The sequence below is a fragment of the Algoriphagus ornithinivorans genome (genome assembly GCF_900115305.1).
Classification (GTDB): Bacteria; Bacteroidota; Bacteroidia; order Cytophagales; family Cyclobacteriaceae; genus Algoriphagus; species Algoriphagus ornithinivorans.
The window spans coordinates 337,651-352,780 of the sequence record NZ_FOVW01000005.1; the positions used below are offsets into that span (position 1 = coordinate 337,651).

Below are 15,130 nucleotides of genomic sequence, written 5' to 3' on the forward strand. Positions count from 1 at the left end.
TCAAAATCAAAAGAAGAAAAAATGACTAAGTTTTCAATAAATAAATTCAAACTCGCTATTGCGGGCGCTGCCCTTATGGGAGCAGTAAGCTCTTGTGATGTAGTGGATTTGACGCCGGCAAACCTGATTCCTGACCAGGAGGCATTTGCTACCCCGGCTAGAGTGGAATCTGCGGTGCTGGGTGTCTACGAATCAGCACAACGTGGATTCTATTTGGGATCAGTTCAACGAGGATATCCTTTCGGAGCTGCCAATGTGCAGCAAGGAGATATGCGTGGGGAGGATATGTATAATGATCAGTTGTTCTACGAGATCACTTATGTTGGTGCATATAACCCACAAACAGCCAATAATAATGGGATGTGGATCTCTCTATATAGAATGATCAACAGAGCCAACATTGTTTTGGAAGGGTTGGATGAGGCATTAAGCAGTGGTGTTTTAACTCAGGCGCAAAGAGATCGATATAGAGGGGAAATGCTTTTCTTAAGAGCATTGGCTCATCATGAACTTTTGGTTCATTTCGCAAGACCATACTCCGATAATCCAGCTTCACCTGGGGTCCCTTACAGAACATTTGCTATCAATGATGTACCAAAAGTGCCAGATGGTGAGGCTGTTGGAAGAGGAACTGTTGGAGAAGACTATCAGCAATTATTATCTGATTTGGATGAAGCTGAATCTTTATTGCCAAATGGGGCTTTTTCTAGAGCAAGTAAGGGTGCAGCGATTGGTTTGAAATCCAGAGTTAAATTGCATATGGAAGACTGGGCTGGTGTAATTGCAGAGCAAGCAAAAATTACTGGTCAGTACGCAGTGACTTCTTCAGTAACTGCTCCTTTCTTCTCAGGCTCAACCACTGATAACGTGTTCTCTTTCATCAATACGGAAGCATCTAATGCCGGTGTCAACGGAGCACTTGCTTCCATGTTTGGAAATCCAGACTTAGGCGCCAGAGGTTTGGTTAAAATCAGCCCGCTAATCTGGAGATCAAGTTTCTGGTTGGCAGAAGACTCCAGAAGAACTTTGTTGACTACTTCCAACGGAACTGGAGTATATACTGGAAAATATCCGGATGCAGTAACCTATTCTGATCCAAATCCAATATTGAGATTTGCAGAGGTAGTATTAAATGCTGCAGAGGCTAATGCGCAATTGGGTAACTTGGATGTTGCTGTTACACTTTTGAATTCAGTTAGAAGCAGAGCTTTACCTGCGACGGTTCCGGCATTTACCGCTGCTGGATTAGGCGGTCAGGCAGGTGTCTTGGATGCTATCTATAAAGAAAGACGAATTGAGTTCTTGGCTGAAGGTAAAAGATGGGCTGACATTCACAGACTATCCGGAGCGGGAGTCATGAATGGAGTTCCTGCAAAGGCAACTTCGAGATCTATCACAAATATTAATTTCTATAATACAGACAGAGCAATCCCAACAGATCACTCCATTCTGTATACTAGCAATTTGTTTGTATGGCCGATTCCATTGGAAGAAATTCAAACTAACTCCACTGCTCCAATTGAGCAGAATCCAGGCTATTAATTTTGGTTTGATATAAAATAAAACCCGGTTCAATGACCGGGTTTTTTTGTGTTTACATCATTTTGATAAGTATAAATCTTCTAAAAAACCCTGGTAATTCAAGGGTATTTAGTAGTACTATAAGAATAAAAATAGAATTTAAACAATAATTAGTTAATTATTTTTCTAACCGATTATCATCCTTTTGTGCTAATTGGAGTAAAATTAAAAGAGAAATTAAATTTCGAATAATTTCATTTTTCGTTTTTATAATTCTGTGATTCAAATTTTAAAATCGGACATGGCAAAAATTTATTTTTAGAAATCGATTGCGCAATAGGCAAAAACAGAATTAAATATTGAAAAAAAGTATTAATATTTGATTTAATATTTTTTGGATAAAACTAAGAAACGGAATTTTAAATAATTTAAAATCAAAATAGCAAAATTTTTTATTATAAAAATTATAAAAATAGAAATCCTATATTAGCGGACACTGTTCGGACACAATATATTTTTCATAAAATTCTAAGAAAATAAAAATAATAGAATTTTATTCTGAAAACTTAACCTTTTTTAAGTTTTACCAAATTTGCTCCTTTAGCTATTTGCTTTTTCATTAGCCGATTCGAAAAACAAATCATCTATTAAAATTTAACCTATGAAGAAAGTTTTACTGGGATTTGTGATCATGCTCTTAACAGCTGTTTCGGTCATGGCACAAAACAGAACGATCACCGGTAGGGTGACTTCACCTGAGGAGCCAGAAGGCTTGATCGGAGTGAATGTCTTGGTGAAAGGAACGACCATTGGCGTCGTAACTGACCTGGATGGTAGGTACACCATTTTGGTACCTGCAAATGCATCAACATTGGTATTTAGCTATATCGGTTATATCAGTGTGGAAGAGCAGATCGGTAATAGATCTGAAATCAATGTTACCATGAGAGAAGATGCTCAAAATCTTCAAGAGGTAATTATTACTGCTTATGGAGGTACTGCTGATAAAGGAAACTTTACCGGTTCAGCAATAGCCTTGAAAGGAGATCAGATAGCCAATCGTCCTATCAACAACGTGGTAAATGCCATTGAAGGTCAGGCACCGGGTGTAATCACCACTTCTGCTTCAGGTCAGCCGGGTTCTACTCCTGCTGTAAGAATCAGAGGTATTGGTTCTGTGAACTCTTCTTCTGCACCTCTTTACGTAGTGGATGGTGTACCTTATGATGGGGACCTATCTAACCTTAATCCTGAAGATATAGCTGACATGACCATCTTGAAAGATGCTTCTTCAGCTGCATTGTATGGTTCTAGAGCGGCAAATGGTGTAATTATGATTACCACCAAAACCGGTCAGAAAAATAAGCCAACCTTCAATGTGAGAGTTCAGCAGGGTGTATCCAGCAGAGCTTTGCCAGAATATGACAGAGTAAATGCTGACCAGTATTACCCTTTAGTTTGGGAATCATTGAGAAATAGCCAATTGGGCAATGGAGCTACTCCTGATGCTGCAGCTACTTTTGCATCCAATAACCTCATCAATATTTTGGGTTACAATGTCTACAATGTTCCAAACAATCAAATCGTAGGAACTGACGGTAGACTAAACTCGAATGCTGTAAACAATTTTGTTGGGCTTAATTGGTTTGATGAATTGCAGAGAACAGGGGACAGAAAAGAATATAACATGACTTATTCTGGTGGCTCTGAGAAAACTGATTTTTATACCTCTTTCAACTACTTGAATGAGAAAGGTTTCATTATCAATTCTGATATTGAGCGTTTCACTGGTCGTTTGAATGTAAATACTCAAGCTACTAACTGGTTGAAAACTGGTATCAACCTTTCAGCAACCATGAGTGAGGGAAATAATGCAAGAGATGGAGGAAGTTCCAGCTTTGTGAACCCATTCTTTACTGCTAGATCCATGGGTCCTATTTATCCGGTTTTTGCTCAAAATATGCAAACTGGTGGATTCATCTTGGATGAATTTGGTAACAAAATTTTCGATTTAGGTGACCTAGAAGAATTTGGTCTTCCAAGAAGAGGTGCTGGTGCTTATCCAGGACGTCATGTAGTTCAGGAGACTTTGTTGAACGTCGATCGTTTTGACAGAGATGTCATCTCTTCCAGAGCTTATGTAGAAGCTAAGTTCTTGAAAGACTTTACTTTCAGAACCAACATCGCTACTGATATCACTTCTTTGCTGAATATTGGTTATGACAATACTATCGTAGGTGATGGTGCTCCGGCTGGACGTACAAGAAGAGAGAATATCAGAATCAATTCTCTAACCTTCAACCAGTTATTGACTTATTCAAAAACTTTCAACGACAAGCATTTCGTGGAAGCTTTGGTAGGTCATGAAAACTATGATTTCAGAAGAACAAGACAGTTTATCTCTAAGCAGGATCAGATCTTGGCTGGAAATATCGAGCCTGACAACTTCGTAACTATCAACTCTGCTTCTGGAAGAACTGATGTGGACAGAATCGAGTCTTACCTTTCCAGAGTAAACTATGTGTACGATGATAAATACTCATTCTCTGCTTCTTGGAGAACAGATGGATCATCCAGATTCTTTAGAGATGTAAGATGGGGTACTTTCTTCTCAGTAGGTGCAGCTTGGTCGATTGATCAGGAAAATTTCTTCAATTCTAACTTCTTCCAGCTATTCAAATTAAGAGCTTCTTATGGTGAGGTTGGAAATAACAATGTGGGAGGATTTTATCCTTGGCAAGCATTGTATGACCTAGGCTTCAACAATGCTTCTGAGCCGGGTATTTTGCAGGCTTCACTTTCTGCTTTGGATCTACAGTGGGAATCCAACAATACCTATGATCTAGGTTTGGACTTCGCATTTGGAAATAGATTCTCAGGTACTTTGGAGTTCTTCAATAGAGAGTCTAGCAACCTGCTTTTCGAAGTTCCTTTGTCTTTGACCACGGGTTTAGAGAACAGATTCCAAAATATCGGCACCATGTCGAATAAAGGGATTGAATTCAATATTGGTGGAGATGTGATGAGAAGAGGAGCTTTCAAATGGAATGCTAATGTGAACGTTTCTACTTTCAAAAATGAATTCAAAGAGCTTCCATTCGAGGAGCAAATTGTAGGTACTAAAAAGTATGTGGTTGGTAGATCAATCTTTGATTTTTGGTTGAGAGACTGGTACGGTGTGGATCCAGAAACTGGTGAAGGTCTTTATAGAGCTGAAGAGTATGCTGAAAATGATCCAACTACCAGAATTATTGGGCAGGATACAGTTACTACTAGATTCCAAAATGCAAGATTCCATTTTGCAGGAAATGCAATCCCAGACTTCTTTGGTGGATTGTCCAATACCTTCTCTTACAAAGGATTATCCTTGAATGTCCTAGTAAGCTTTGCAGTAGGTGGAGATATTTATGATGGAATCTATGCAGGTTTGATGGGTGCTGACCCTGATGGAGGAGCTGCTCACGTGGATATCCTGAACAGATGGAAACAGCCTGGAGATGTTACAGAAGTTCCTAAAATGGATGTAACCGGTGCTGCTCAAACCAACGTCGCATCAGACAGGTGGCTAACCGATGCCTCTTATCTCAACTTACGTGCAATCAATCTCTCTTACACCCTTCCTAGAACTTTATTGGAAAGATGGAAAATGAGAGGAGCTACCGTATACCTAGCCGGTGAAAACTTAGGCTGGTTGTCTTCAAGAAGCGGTATGTATGTATCTGGAACCTTTAGTGGTACTACTTCTAATACTTTCACTCCGGCGAGAACATTCACGCTGGGACTTAATGTGAATCTGTAATTTACCAAAGACCATGAAGAAATTATTAAGTAAAATATTCTTACTCGGCGCCATTCTAAGTTTTGGATGTGCTGAGGACTATTTGGATACCCTACCTACGGATGCGGTATCTGAAAATGCAGTCTTTACGACTACGCAAAATGCGATGACAGCCCTTAATGGGATTCACAGATCCATGTTTATCCGTTACGACTCCCAAGGTCAGCCGGGTGAAGGTGGGGTGATGATTATGCGCGAGGTTTTGGGCGAGGATGTGGTAATGACCGGAATCGCTAATGGTTGGTTTGTATCCATGTCTAGATGGTTAAACCATGTCAACGAAAACAGTGGTGATGTACGGTTCGTGTGGAGATTTTATTACAAAATCATCGGTAACGCAAACATGATCATCGCTAATATTGATAATGCCGCAGGTCCTCAAGCAGAGAAAGATGAGATCAAAGGACAGGCATTAGCTTATCGCGCTTGGGCTCACTTCAACTTGGTACAGCTATTTGCTGAGCGATATCAGGCAGGTGGAAACAACGGTCAATTAGGCGTACCATTGGTTTTGGAGCCAATTACTGAAGGTGGAGCCAGAAATACCGTTGAAGAAGTGTATACTCAAGTGAATGCAGATTTGGATGCAGCGATTGCTTTATTGGGTGAAGGCCGAAATGCTAAATCCCATATCAATGTCAATGTTGCTAGAGGAATCAAGGCTAGAGTTGCTTTGACTCAAGGTAACTTTGCTCAAGCGGCTACTTTGGCAAACCAGGCTCGTCAAGGCTATGACTTGATGTCTGCTTCTCAATTATATGAAGGATTCAACAATGTTGATAATCCAGAGTGGATCTGGGGAAGCCGTCAAATTGACGATCAGCAGACTTTCTTTGCTTCTTTCTTCGCATATATGTCTTTGAACTTTAGCTCTACCAATATCAGGGGTAATCCTAAGGCGATCAATAGCTCTTTGTATGCTAAGATTTCTCCTACTGATGCCAGAAAAGGTTTGTGGGATCCAAATGCAGGAACAGCGGCTTTGAGAGATCCATTTATCGATGAGGTTACTTTGAGTTCTTTCGCAAAAAGAAACTTCATGAACAGAAAGTTTGTAGCTCAGGCTAATGCTTCTTCTGTAGGTGATGTTCCTTATATGAGAGCTTCTGAAATGATTTTGATCGAGGCTGAGGCTTTGGCAAGAAGCGGAAACGGTGCTCAGGCAGCCCAAGTTCTATTCGAATTGGCTTCTCAAAGAGATCCTGAGTATACGCTTTCAACCAACACGGGTGCAGCTTTGATAGAAGAGATCATGACTCAAAGAAGAATTGAGCTTTGGGGCGAAGGATTCCGATTCTATGACCTAAAGCGCTTGAATCTTTCATTGGATAGAAATGGTGCAAACCATGTAGCAACAGTAATCAACTCTAAATATGAAGAACCTGCTGGTACGCCTAACTGGCAGTTCAAAATTCCAATTGCGGAGTTGAATGCAAATGACAAAATGGTGCAGAACCCATCTTAATAAGAGGAAAGCAATTTGTTTAAATCATCCAAGTCCGGCTCTCAAGAGTCGGACTTTTTTTTTTAAAAATTTATGGGGCTAAAAATTAAAACTTTATCAGAATTCTATCTGTCCACTTTCCTTCCCTTTGCCCAAAAGCAAGCTTTTTGGGCTTTTGCTGTTTTTATACACATGAATGATGTTTTGCTGGGAAGAAAAATTCTTAATCAAGATGCTGTTTTGAACCCGAATCTTAGCTTTCCAGGGAAGAGGATGAGACTCCATATAAAACCAGGCAGCATCTTCTTCGATTTCATAGCCCAAAAATTTCAAAGTAGCAGGGCTTCCATCCAACCATATTTTATTGTGATGGAGTAGATATGCCTGAATTTGAGCATTTAATTTTTCTGGATTCTCAGGATTCAAAAAATCCACCTTTTCTCCATGAAAGTCTCCTAAAGCTTCCTCCAAATCGTCCCAAAAAATCTTCTGAGCGATTTCCAACCGTTGGCTTTCAGGATTTTGCCGGATTTCTGTCAAAGAGATAAAATAAGGATGACTGAGTACCATCCATCCCAGAGAAATCAAGGAGATGTAAAACTGTTGCATTTGAAAAGGATTGCTTGTCTTTTATGGGAATAAACCTGTATTATTGCCCCAATTTACTTCAATCGAGGTATTTTCTGAGTTTATGAATTCATTTGAACTGTATTTCCGTCTTGGCCTGAAGCATATTTTGGATATCCAAGGCTATGATCATATCCTATTTGTCTTGGCGCTTTGTGCTGTTTTTATAGCCAGAGATTGGCGAAAGATCGTGATTTTGGTAACAGCTTTCACCATTGGTCACTCCCTTACCCTTGCTTTGGCCACTTTTAAAGTGATTCAGGTACGATCCGATGTTATCGAATTCCTGATTCCTGTCACCATCGCCATTACTGCCTTTACTACTATCTTGAAGCCAAGACCTTCTACGGGCAAAGGTATTCAAATGAATTATTTTCTCGCGCTGTTTTTTGGTTTGATCCATGGTTTGGGTTTTTCCAATTACCTCCGGGAGCTATTGGGAAAAGAGGCTGTTATCTGGAAACCTCTCCTTGCTTTTAATCTGGGTTTGGAAGCCGGACAATTGATCATTGTTGGAGCCTATTTATTGGTGACCTCTATCCTGGTAGGGATAGCTGGTGTAAACAGAAAGGAGTGGACCTTGGTTATGGCTGCTATGGTCTTCGGGATTTCCCTGATGATGATGCTAGAAACGAAATTTTGGTAAATAAAATATAACTATGAAAAAAACAGGACTAGTTTGGATGCTCTTGGCCCTAATGACTGCTCAGGTTTTCGGGCAGGCTCGTCGTTCAGAGCAAAACCACGGCGAACGATTTGAGCAGCTGGGTACCATGCTACGATCTCCCAATGTCTACAGGACTGCCTCTGGTGCTCCGGGACATATGTATTGGCAGCAAAAAGCCAATTATGTGATCGACGTGGAACTCAATGATGATAATCAATCCGTCAAGGGAAAGGAAACCATCACCTATATCAATAACTCTCCTGATCAACTGACCTATCTTTGGGTTCAGTTGGAAGAAAACCAAAGAGGTCCTCAATCTGAAGCACCTTTGGTAGCCGAAAGCAGTATCAATTCCCGCATGACCTTAGGAACTTTGCAGGGAATCCTCTGGGAAAATGATGAATATGGCTATAAAGTGCTGAATGTAAAGGACGCACAAGGGAATCCGCTTTCTGTGGCTGTCAACAAAACCATGATGCGAATTGATCTTCCAAAGCCTTTAAAGGCGGGTGAGAGCTTCACTTTTGCTGTTGACTGGTCCTTTAATATCACAGACCGAATGTCCTACATTTCCGGTAGACCTGGTTATGAATTCTTCCCGGAAGATGGGAACTATATCTATACTATGGCAGAGTGGTTTCCTAGAATGGCTGTTTATTCTGATTTCGAAGGATGGCAGAACAAACAGTTTTTGGGAAGAGGTGAATTTGCCTTGACTTTTGGGGATTATGAAGTAAAAATCACTGTGCCTGCTGATCACATGGTAGGAGCTACCGGAGTTTTACAAAATCCTGAAGAAGTATTATCTGCTACGGAATTGCAGCGATGGAATAAAGCCAAGCAGACCTTTGATAATCCTGTAATTATCAGAACTCAGGCAGAGGCTGAAAAATTGGAAAAAGGAAAATCCAAAGACAAGAAAACCTGGATTTTTAAAGCTGAGAATGTCCGCGATTTTGCTTGGACTTCTTCCAGAAAATTTATCTGGGATGCTATGGCAGTGAAGCAAGGAGGAAAAGATGTCATGGCGATGTCTTACTATGCCAAGGAGGCCAATCCATTGTGGGAGCAATATTCAACCCGAGTAGTAGCTCATACTATTAAATCTTATTCCGCCCATACATTTGACTACCCATATCCAACTGCTATCTCTGTGGAAGCAAGTAATGGTATGGAATACCCGATGATCTGTTTCAATTACGGAAGACCAGACAAGGATGGCACCTATTCAGAAGCAGTGAAGTATGGAATGATTTCAGTAATCATTCACGAAGTAGGCCACAATTTCTTCCCGATGATCGTCAACTCAGACGAGAGACAGTGGACTTGGATGGATGAAGGCTTGAATACCTTCATGCAGTTTATGGCAGAGCAGGAATGGGATAGAAATTATCCATCCAGAAGAGGACCTGCACATAAGATTGTTCCTTACATGAGAAGCGATAAGAGCATGCTTGAGCCGATCATGACTAACTCAGAAAATATCATTCAGTTTGGTCCAAATGCATACGCTAAGCCAGCTACTGCTTTGAATATTTTGAGAGAAACAGTGATGGGCAGAGAGCTGTTCGATTTTGCTTTCAGAGAGTATGCTAGAAGATGGATGTTTAAGCATCCAACCCCTGAAGATTTGTTTAGAACAATGGAAGATGCATCTGCAGTTGATCTGGACTGGTTCTGGAGAGGATGGTTTTATGGAACAGAACCTGTTGATATTGCTATTCAGGATGTGAAATGGTTTAAACTGGACAACAGAACTCCGGCTCAGAAAAAAGCTGATCAAAAAGCTGCATTTGACCTGGAAGAAAGCTATGTATCTAAGAATTATAACAAAGCAGATGTGCCTCAAACAGTAGTGGAGGCAGATCCTGCCACCAGAGATTTTTACAATTCTTACAATCCATTTACTGTGAGCCCTGAAGACGAGGAAGAGTATAAGAAGTTTATGGCCAGTCTTTCTCCAAAGGAAAAAGAACTCTTGAATTCCAATATGAACTTCTACGAGATCACCTTTGAAAATGTGGGCGGGTTGGTAATGCCATTGATCATTGAATTCCAATATGCTGACGGAACCTCGGATATAGAGAAAATTCCTGCTGAAATCTGGAAGCTCAATGAAACTCAGGTGACCAAAGTTTTCCCGAAGAAGAAAGAAGTGGTACAGTTTATATTGGATCCTATGCGTGAGACTGCGGATATCGATGAGTCCAGTAATTACTGGCCAAGACAATATCAGCCAACCCGATTTGAATTGTACAAAGGCCGAGGTGGAGCCAGAGGAGCTTCTACAGGTGACAATCCGATGAAAAAAGCTCAGAGCAAGAAAAAGTAAGCTCTAGGCTTTCGATATTATTTTTAAGCCCTCCAAAGTTTTTCCTCTCTGAGGAGAATTTGGAGGGTTTATTTTTTTACGATTTCTTCAAAAACCTTCACCCCGGTATCAATCAACTCATCAGGGAAATCGTAGGTCGGTTCATGGAGTTGAGGACAATTCTCACCTGAGCCTAGGCCAAACAAAAAAGAAGGGCAATGCTGACTAAACAGTCCAAAATCTTCCGACCAATTGAAGGGTTCGGCTTTTTCTACAGCGTTAAGCCTTAATTGCTCAGCAGCAACTTTTACGACCTCATACAATTCTTGATCATTGTGCGATACCGCAAATTTCTCAACAAATTCTACTTCCAATTTTAAGCGCTCCTCGCTTGCTATTTTTTTAGCCAAAGCTTGTGCTTTTTCAATTAGCAAGTCCAGATCTTTCTGGTCATAGGCTCTCAGGGTCATACTTAGACTTCCCTTGCCTGCACTCGTCCCAAAAGCCAAACTTCCCAGTTCAGCATGGATCAGCGTGAGTAAGGAAAAGCCTGGAATTTCCTTGGGCAATTGGGGAAGCTGATGCATCAGTTGGGCTAGGGCCTGTGCAGGGTTGATTCCGGCGTCGGGATGGGCAGAGTGGGAGGTTTTCCCGGTGAAATGTAGTCGCATTCCTGTACTTCCTGCGGCAAATGTTCCTTTTCGAAGCACCACCTGATGAAGCGGAAATCCGGGTAAGTTATGTAGGGCAAAGGCATAATCGGGCCTGACTTCCTCAAATCGGGAATCATTTAGAATTGCCTGAGCCCCTTCTCCTGTTTCTTCGGCAGGTTGAAAGAGAAGCACCACTTCTCCACTTTCAGGTCTCACTTGAGCCAACTTTTCTCCCAATCCACAGATAATTGCCATGTGTCCGTCATGGCCACAAAGGTGGGCCTTTCCGGAGACAGTGCTTTGGTAGCTTGGATTTCCTTTTTCCTCGATAGGTAAGGCGTCCAATTCACAACGAAAGAGCAGGCGTTTTCCTGGGTTTTTACCCTTGAAAATGAAAGCTAAGCCCGTTCCTCCCAAGCCTTCAATTGTCTCATCTGGGTTCAAAGGCTTAAAAAAGTCCAGAATTCTCTGGGCAGTTTGGCTTTCTTCCCCTGCTATTTCTGGGTGCTTGTGAAGTGTATGCCGAAGTTGGATTAGTGAATTCATGGGAACAAAGTTGGGTGTCTTTGCTTTATATGCAAACGGTATTTTACCTAGCGAAGATTCTTTGATTATTGAGAAAAGCTATTTTAGATTAAAGAATTACGATTTACTAAGGGGAGGGAGACTTTTGAGACTATTTTGAGCTATAGATTCCTTTTTATTTGCCTCAGATTTTTTTCGCTTCAACCTATTAATCTTTGCCTCTTTTGTTCTTTGCGGGAGAATAAAATCATTGCGCCGTTGCGCCGCTGCGAGCTTTTCTTAAAAACCACATAGAGAGGATAGAAAACATAGTTTTATAACTTTTTCACCGCAGAGCCGCGGAGGTTGCAAAGAATATCGCAAAGTAATCTTTTCCACTTTTTCCTTAGACGCTAATACAGTTAGACCATGAGACAGGAAAAATATCTTGCTTTTGGAATTGAGGTGAGACCTAAATAACTAATAACTCTCTCCCTGCGCCGCTACGAGAAATAATAAGACTACAAACGGCGATTCCCTTCAATTACTCGATTAATCAATTACACAATTACTTTTTACTTCTTCTATTCTTGGCGGGAGACATTATCGCCGCGCCGCTGCGTCTCCGCGAGCTTTCCTTAAAAACCACATAGAGAGAATAGAAAAAATAGCTTCATTCAGCCTTTGCTTCTTTTCCTTTTCTGGAGCTCAAAAAATATCGAACATCGAACATCGAATGATGAATAATGAAGTAATACAACGCCAAGCAGCGATATTCTTCAATTACTCGATTAATCAATTATACAATTACTCATCAATGACATTATCCCTTTGCCTCTTTTGTTCTTTGTGGGAGAATAAAATCATTGCGCCGCTGCGTCGCTGCGAGCTTGTTAAAAACCACATAGAGAGGATAGAAAACATAGCTTTATAAATTTTTGTCTCTCCGAGATACTTTTTCACCGCAGAGCCGCGGAGGTCGCAAAGAATATCGCAAAGTAATCTTTTGTACTATTTTCCTTAGACGCTAATAAAGTCAGACCTTGAGACAGGAAAAATATCTTGCATTTGGAATTGAGTTGAGACCTAAATAACTAATAACTCAATAACCAATAACTCTCTCCCTGCGCCACTGAAAATGACTTTCTTTTCTTATGATTAAAGTTTTTATCCACCTGATTTTCAATTGGAATCATTTTTGTCTCAATTTTTTCAGTAACGGTTGGGAACTTACCTTCCTTTCTTGTTATTTTCATCCAATCACTTCAACCTTTAACCAAACACTTTTATGAGCGAGATAGAAAAAAAACAAATCGAAGAGCAAATCACTGCTCTAAGAGCCAAGCTTACTGGTGACATGTTTGCAGACATGGAGATTCGAGACAAAATTCATAATCTGGAAATGGTATTGAATGGTACCAAGCCGGGTGGTCAATACATTGATTGTGTAGGTTGCGGAAGTTAATCAGTTTTGAATCGATACTTTATTATTTATAAGCCCTTTGGGGTTTTGAGCCAATTTAGTGGAGAGGGGCAGACACTTGCCTCTCTTTTTCATTTTCCCAAAACGGTCTATCCAGTAGGTCGATTGGATAAGGATAGCGAGGGTTTGTTGCTGATTACCGATGATAAGCAGCTTAACCATCAATTGCTAAATCCCCGATTTGCTCATCAACGAACCTATCTGGCTCAGGTGGAGGGTATACCAGATGCAGAATCTTTGCGTCAACTGGAAAAGGGAGTAGAAATCAATGTGGATGGGAAGATGTACCATACCAAACCTGCTTTGGCTAAAATTCCCGATGAGATTCCAGCTTTGCCTGATAGAGATCCGCCGATTCGTTACCGCAAAAATGTGCCGGATACCTGGATTGCTTTAACATTAATTGAAGGTAAAAATAGACAAGTAAGAAAAATGACTGCGGCGGTTGGATTTCCCACCTTGAGATTGGTGAGATGGTCTATGGAGAAGCTGAGCATTGAAGGCTTTGGAGTGGGAGAGGTAAGAGAAATGGGTCAAGAGGAAGTCTACAGGGCCTTAGGATTGAGTGGTTTCCGTAGAAAATGATGAATTCTCTCTCAAAGAGGAGAAGATATAATGGAATTTTTACCTCTAAGATTCTAAGGACGTAAAGAGATTCACAGGAAGTTTTTCGGCATATAACATCAATACCTCTGATCAAAGTGTAATTCCAAATCTGAACGAGATTCCAATAACTAATCACCAATAACTTTTTTAATTACTCGATTACCCAATTACTCATCATTTACCTAATTCCTTTACATCTCAGCCACTTTGCGGGAGACCTTTTCGCCGCGTCGCTGCGCCACCGCGAGAAAATTATGAGACTGCTTCGCTCACCTCGCAGTGACGATAAAACCTTACTTCTTAAAAAATCCTAAAATCCCGCTTAGCACTCTGACTTTACCACTTCTAAGAATTAAGATTGCGTCTGGGATAAAATGTCCTATTTTTGAGGTTATCTGAGTAAAAAACCAACTCCATGCATCAGGATAAAATAGCAGCAGTCATACAGGAAGTAAGAAAAGTAGTTGTCGGTCAGGATAAAATGGTCAACCGCTTATTGATAGGGCTCTTTACCAATGGCCATATTCTATTGGAAGGTGTTCCTGGTCTTGCGAAGACCCTGACAGTAAATACTCTTGCCAAAGTATTGCACTTGGATTTTAACAGAATTCAGTTCACTCCGGATCTCTTGCCTTCAGATTTGATTGGTACAATGATCTACAATCAGCAGACGGCTAATTTTGAAGTAAAGAAAGGACCAATTTTCGCCAATTTGATTTTGGCTGATGAGGTAAACCGATCTCCCGCCAAGGTTCAGTCGGCTTTGCTAGAGGCGATGCAGGAAAAGCAAGTAACCATCGGCGAGACAACATTTCCATTAGATAGACCTTTTTTAGTATTGGCAACCCAAAACCCGGTGGATCAGGAAGGTACTTATCCTCTTCCTGAAGCTCAGGTCGATCGATTTATGATGAAAGTTCATATCGAGTATCCAAGTAAGGCTGATGAAATGGAGGTTATGAGGAGAATGGCTAATATGTCTTTCAATTCAGAGGTCAACGCAGTGCTTTCCAAGCAGGATATATTTGATATTAGAAATGAGATCAATGCTATCAATATTGCAGAACCTTTGGAGCAGTATATTATTGAGTTGGTTTTTGCCACCAGATTCCCGGAACAATACGGTCTAAAAAATGAAGCGAAGTATATTCAATTTGGGGTTTCTCCCCGTGCGAGTATCAACTTGAACCTCGCTTCTAAGGCTGTTGCCTATATGGATGGGCGTGATTATGTACTTCCTGAGGATATCAAAGAAATTGCAGAAGATGTGCTAAATCACAGAATTATACTGAATTACGAAGCAGAAGCTGACAATATCAACACTCGGGACCTAGTTAAAATATTGTTGGAAAAGGTTCCAATTAACAAGACGGTAACATTGAAATAATACAAATTAGCACTTAAAGGGGCTTTCTGAGAGGAAAGCCTTTTTTTATGCTTTTTTTGTTAATACAATATTAAATTCTGTATTCATTT

General features: G+C 40.6%; 10 protein-coding genes. 8 read left to right on the top strand and 2 right to left on the bottom strand.

Annotation, left to right across the window (positions count from 1 at the left end; genetic code table 11):
* Positions 1-21: 21 nt before the first annotated feature.
* The 3 genes from BM073_RS09795 (at position 22) to BM073_RS09805 (ending at position 6,824) form a co-directional block, all read left to right on the top strand.
* Positions 22-1,542, top strand: coding sequence for a RagB/SusD family nutrient uptake outer membrane protein (locus BM073_RS09795; protein ID WP_091653652.1), 1,521 nt, complete (start codon positions 22-24; stop codon positions 1,540-1,542).
* A gap of 640 nt (positions 1,543-2,182) precedes the next feature.
* Complete coding sequence (locus BM073_RS09800) at positions 2,183-5,320, top strand: SusC/RagA family TonB-linked outer membrane protein (RefSeq protein WP_091653654.1); 3,138 nt, start codon at positions 2,183-2,185, stop codon at positions 5,318-5,320.
* A gap of 13 nt (positions 5,321-5,333) precedes the next feature.
* On the top strand, positions 5,334-6,824 hold the full coding sequence (locus BM073_RS09805) for a RagB/SusD family nutrient uptake outer membrane protein (protein WP_091653655.1): 1,491 nt from the start codon (positions 5,334-5,336) through the stop codon (positions 6,822-6,824).
* Between the two features lie 96 nt (positions 6,825-6,920).
* Here BM073_RS09805 and BM073_RS09810 read toward each other — a convergent pair whose 3' ends face one another.
* Positions 6,921-7,412 (bottom strand): DUF6702 family protein, encoded by a 492-nt coding sequence (locus BM073_RS09810; RefSeq protein ID WP_091653657.1) that lies wholly within the window; start codon positions 7,410-7,412, stop codon positions 6,921-6,923.
* Between the two features lie 82 nt (positions 7,413-7,494).
* Between BM073_RS09810 and BM073_RS09815 the strand changes: the two genes are divergently transcribed.
* Positions 7,495-8,076, top strand: a complete 582-nt coding sequence (locus BM073_RS09815; RefSeq protein WP_091653659.1) for a HupE/UreJ family protein — start codon at positions 7,495-7,497, stop codon at positions 8,074-8,076.
* A 37-nt stretch (positions 8,077-8,113) separates the two neighbouring features.
* Positions 8,114-10,429 carry a M1 family metallopeptidase gene (locus BM073_RS09820; protein ID WP_407639972.1) on the top strand — a complete coding sequence of 772 codons (2,316 nt, stop codon included), beginning with the start codon at positions 8,114-8,116 and terminating at the stop codon, positions 10,427-10,429.
* Positions 10,430-10,497: 68 nt separating this feature from the next.
* Here the strand turns inward: BM073_RS09820 and BM073_RS09825 are convergent, their stop codons facing one another.
* Entirely contained in the window at positions 10,498-11,607 is a 1,110-nt protein-coding gene (locus BM073_RS09825; RefSeq protein WP_091653662.1) for an amidohydrolase, read from the bottom strand.
* A gap of 1,246 nt (positions 11,608-12,853) precedes the next feature.
* Between BM073_RS09825 and BM073_RS18075 the strand changes: the two genes are divergently transcribed.
* The 3 genes from BM073_RS18075 (at position 12,854) to BM073_RS09835 (ending at position 15,041) form a co-directional block, all read left to right on the top strand.
* The gene (locus tag BM073_RS18075) at positions 12,854-13,030 is read left to right on the top strand and encodes a hypothetical protein (protein WP_175557884.1); all 177 of its coding nucleotides are present in this window, start codon (positions 12,854-12,856) and stop codon (positions 13,028-13,030) included.
* A gap of 6 nt (positions 13,031-13,036) precedes the next feature.
* Positions 13,037-13,633, top strand: a complete 597-nt coding sequence (locus BM073_RS09830; RefSeq protein WP_091653664.1) for a pseudouridine synthase — start codon at positions 13,037-13,039, stop codon at positions 13,631-13,633.
* 436 nt (positions 13,634-14,069) lie between these two features.
* On the top strand, positions 14,070-15,041 hold the full coding sequence (locus tag BM073_RS09835; RefSeq protein ID WP_091653666.1) for an AAA family ATPase: 972 nt from the start codon (positions 14,070-14,072) through the stop codon (positions 15,039-15,041).
* Positions 15,042-15,130 lie beyond the last annotated feature (89 nt).